Consider the following 4,191-nt stretch of genomic DNA (forward strand, 5'->3'; position numbering starts at 1 on the left):
TACCGTCAGAGCAAGGCCGCCTGAGGTTGAAAGTCCAGAAAAACGTCCGCACGCCCGTTTGTGCTGATCTCTGCAGACGGCCACACCGGCAACTTGTCCAATTTTCCGCAGTGGCGCCAAACGCTTTCGCTCACATATTTTCAAGCCGCTAGGCAATTGGTAAGGCTAGCTGGAATCACCCCGCGACCTCAACCAGTTACTTACTTTTGCGCAAGAGCGTGGTTTCTGTTAGAATGATTTGCGTTAATTAAAGCGACGGATAAAGGGAGACAATAAATAAAATGGCAGATGAAATCATTACTGGCATCAGTGCTGACGGCTTGTTTCGGGTATTTGCAGTCGATGCGACCCAAACGGTTCAAGAAGCCCAAACACGCCATGATACCTGGAGTGCAGCCAGTGCGGCATTAGGTCGGGCTTTGGTGGCAACCAGCTTATTAGCCGCAGCCGGCTTAAAAAACGCTGACGACTTGCTGACGGTGCGCATCAAAGGCGATGGCCCAGTTGGGGCGATCATTGCTGATGGCACTGCAGACGGCACGGTACGCGGTTATATCCAAGTGCCACATGTGAACTTACCATTGAACTTAGTCGGCAAAATCGATGTCGCCAAAGCCGTCGGTAAAAAAGGCTTGCTGGTGGTAACCAAATCTATCGATGGTTCCGAACCATTTTCCGGACAAGTACCATTGGTTTCAGGGGAGTTAGGCGAAGACTTCGCTTATTACTTGTCGCAATCCGAACAAATTCCTGCTGCCATCGGGTTGTCGGTGTTCGTCAATGCGGATAACTCGATCGCGCACGCTGGTGGCTTCATGGTGCAAGCCTTGCCCGGTGCCACAGATGATGCGCTAGCCAAGCTTGAAACCAACATCAAAACGTTACCGCTGGTTTCTGAAATGCTGAAGTCTGGCATGACCGCGACCCAAATTGCCAAGCGGGTGTTAGGCATGGGCGACACCGGCATCAAGATCTTGAAGTCACAACCGTTGAAGTTTGCCTGCCCTTGTTCCAAAGAACATTTTGCCCATGTGATCGCCACGCTTGCCCGCAAAGACGTGCAACAAATGATCGACCAAGATCATGGCGCAGAAGCAGTCTGCAAGTTCTGTGGCAACAAGTATCACTACACTGAAGAAGAACTCGTCACCTTACGTGATCAGGAGGAAGATTAATGGCGCAATTAGATACCCCTTGGCAAATTGGTAATGTCACCATTCCTAACCGCATTGTCGTCGCCCCAATGGCTGGGATCACCAATGCGAGTTTTCGGGTGACTGCTAAAGAATTCGGTGCTGGGCTTGTGGTATGTGAAATGATCTCTGATCGTGGGATCATGTGCGGTAACAAGAAGACGTTAAAGATGATGTTTGTGGATCCGCGCGAACATCCTGTCTCCATTCAAATTTTTGGCGGGACCAAAGAAACTTTGGTCAATGCCGCCAAATTTGTCGCAGAAAACACGGCAGCTGACATCATCGACATCAACATGGGCTGCCCAGTGCCAAAAGTCACTAAGACTGATGCTGGCGCGCACTGGTTGCTCGATCCAAACAAGGTTTATGAAATGGTCGCCGCGGTCGTGGATGCTGTGGACAAGCCAGTCACAGTTAAAATGCGCACCGGCTGGGATGAAGATCATGTTTTCGCCATTGAAAATGCCTTAGCTGCCCAACGTGCCGGGGCTTCTGCTTTAGCCATGCACGGGCGCACACGCAAGCAAGGCTATTCGGGTACGGCGGATTGGGATATTTTAAAACAAGTCGCCCATGAATTGACGATCCCATTTATGGGCAACGGGGATGTGCGCACGCCTCAAGACGCCAAGCGCATGTTGACGGATGTTGGGGCGGATGCTGTGATGATCGGCCGCGGGGTATTAGGCAATCCTTGGCTGTTGACTCAAGTGGAAGCATACTTGCGCACCGGGGAGTTGATCGATGAACCGACCCCTCGCGAAAAAGTCGAAACGGCCAAACTGCAACTGCATCGCTTAGTTGAGCTCAAAGGTGAAAAAGTGGCCGTGCCAGAATTTCGGCAATTAGCGGCTTACTACCTGAAAGGGATCCCGCGTTCTGCTCGCACTAAAAATGCGGTGAACTCTGTGGATACGGAACAAGAAGTCGATGATATCTTCGATCGTTTTGTCGAAGAAACTGAAGCGCGCATTGCCAAAGCGCATGCTCGCGCTGCAGAATAAAAGTCGCCTGATTGCTGATGCCAATGCTGGTGTCAGCATTTTTTGGAAAGAATTGCCGTTGCATTTTTTCAGAAATTAAGGCACACTCAAACTGGACTAATGAATGGAGGACATATTGGTGGCAAATGAACAGCAACCTGAATTAAATGACCAAATGAAGGCGCGTCGCGAAAAAATGGACGCCTTGCGCGAAGCTGGGATCGATCCATTCGGTCATCGTTTCGAACGCACCCATTTGGCCCAAGAATTGCATGATCAATTCGATGCAATGGACCATGACGCCGTATTAGCAGATGAAACCCATGTGAAAATCGCTGGGCGGATGATGTCCAAGCGTGGTAAAGGGAAAGTCGGCTTTGCCGATATTCGCGATCGCTCAGGCAAGATTCAATTGTATGTGCGCAAAGACGTGGTCGGCGAAGACAACTATCAGATCTTCAAAAAAGCCGATCTTGGCGATATCTTAGGCATTTCTGGTGACATGATGAAAACCAGCGCAGGGGAACTCACCATCCGCGTTGACCATGTGACCCATTTGGCCAAAGCCCTGCGCCCGTTGCCAGATAAATACCATGGCTTGACTAACGTGGAGCAGATCTATCGTCAACGTTATTTGGACTTGATTGCCAATCCTGAATCCTTTGATCGCTTCGTCAAGCGGTCAAAAATCGTATCAGCTGTACGCGAATACTTGGATAACAATCAATTCCTTGAAGTGGAAACGCCAGTCTTGCACAATCAAGCTGGTGGTGCCAATGCGCGACCATTCATCACCCATCACAATGCGTTAAACATCGACTTATACTTACGCATCGCTTTGGAATTACACCTCAAGCGCTTGATCGTCGGCGGGATGGAACGCGTCTATGAAATTGGGCGTGTTTTCCGGAACGAAGGGATCGATACGAAGCACAACCCTGAATTCACCATGCTTGAAACTTATGCCGCATACTGGGATCTGTCTGATGTGATGGATGAAACTGAAGGCATTTTCCGCTATGCGGCGCAAAAAGTCCTTGGCACTGGCAAGATCACTTATCAAGGCCAAGACCTCGACTTGGATCAACCCTTTGCTCGGGTGCACATGGTCGATGCCATTAAGGAAAAGACTGGCGTGGACTTCTGGCAACCAATGACCACAGAAGAAGCGCGCAAAGTGGCCGACGAACACCATGTGAAGTATGAATCCTATTGGACTACTGGCCATATCATCAATGCTTTCTTTGAAGAATTCGTTGAAAAGACCTTGGTACAGCCAACCTTCTTATATGGTCACCCAATTGAAATCTCACCATTGGCAAAGAAGTCTGAAAAAGACCCACGATTCGTCGATCGCTTTGAGTTATTCATGCATGGCAATGAGTATGCGAACGCCTTTACCGAATTGAATGATCCCATCGACCAAAAGGAACGTTTCGTTGCCCAAGCTGCTGAAAAGACAGCTGGTAATGATGAAGCTCAAGGCATCGATAACGATTATGTTGAAGCTTTGGAATATGGGATGCCACCAACAGGGGGCCTTGGGATCGGGATCGATCGTTTGGTCATGCTGCTGACTGATGCCCCATCGATTCGCGACGTGCTGTTGTTCCCGACGTTGCGGCCATAATTTTTGCAAATTGTCTCATCGATTTTGTCGGTGAGGCAATTTTTTTGCAATTGAATGTATAATTTCTGGATGATTTTAGCTTTTTAGCCGGTGAAGGCCTCATAAATACCCGAATGGCAATTGCAAGATCACGGGTGAAATTTCGGTCAAATCCAAACGTTCGTCGCCTTATGAAAATCACTGTTCGCATTTGTGAAAAAGTTTCAGAAAGTATTGACGACACAGGCTGAGCTTGGTATGATATCAAAGTTGTCTTTTAGATAACCCGCACGTGATCAGCCAAGTGAAATTACTACTTGACGAAAGATTGCTTGTCTGGTATGATTTAAAAGTTGTCGCGAGGCGTTATGAAGCGCTTCACCAAAAAGTTTTTAAAACTTTT

3 protein-coding genes are annotated in these 4,191 nt (G+C 48.6%); all 3 read left to right on the plus strand.

The window, feature by feature from the left end:
- Window positions 1-281 precede the first annotated feature (281 nt).
- The 3 genes from hslO to lysS all read left to right on the plus strand — a co-directional run bounded on the left by hslO (window position 282) and on the right by lysS (window position 3,809).
- The gene (gene hslO, locus FD01_RS09440; RefSeq protein WP_056963912.1) at window positions 282-1,175 is read left to right on the plus strand and encodes an Hsp33 family molecular chaperone HslO; all 894 of its coding nucleotides are present in this window, start codon (window positions 282-284) and stop codon (window positions 1,173-1,175) included.
- Window positions 1,175-2,200: a tRNA dihydrouridine synthase DusB gene (gene dusB / locus FD01_RS09445; RefSeq protein WP_054719654.1), complete on the plus strand. Its 1,026-nt coding sequence runs from the start codon at window positions 1,175-1,177 to the stop codon at window positions 2,198-2,200. The genes hslO and dusB overlap by 1 nt, the downstream gene beginning before the upstream one ends.
- 118 nt (window positions 2,201-2,318) lie before the next feature.
- Entirely contained in the window at window positions 2,319-3,809 is a 1,491-nt protein-coding gene (gene lysS, locus FD01_RS09450) for a lysine--tRNA ligase (RefSeq protein ID WP_404820802.1), read from the plus strand.
- The last annotated feature ends 382 nt before the right edge of the window (window positions 3,810-4,191 follow it).

The organism is Lacticaseibacillus manihotivorans DSM 13343 = JCM 12514, assembly GCF_001435035.1.
Classification (GTDB): Bacteria; Bacillota; Bacilli; order Lactobacillales; family Lactobacillaceae; genus Lacticaseibacillus; species Lacticaseibacillus manihotivorans.

What these genes read in the sequence shown, in the direction of transcription:
- hslO (WP_056963912.1), top strand. Translation starts at nt 282, where the DNA reads ATGGCAGATGAAATCATTACTGGCATCAGTGCTGACGGCTTGTTTCGG.
- dusB (WP_054719654.1), top strand. Translation starts at nt 1,175, where the DNA reads ATGGCGCAATTAGATACCCCTTGGCAAATTGGTAATGTCACCATTCCT.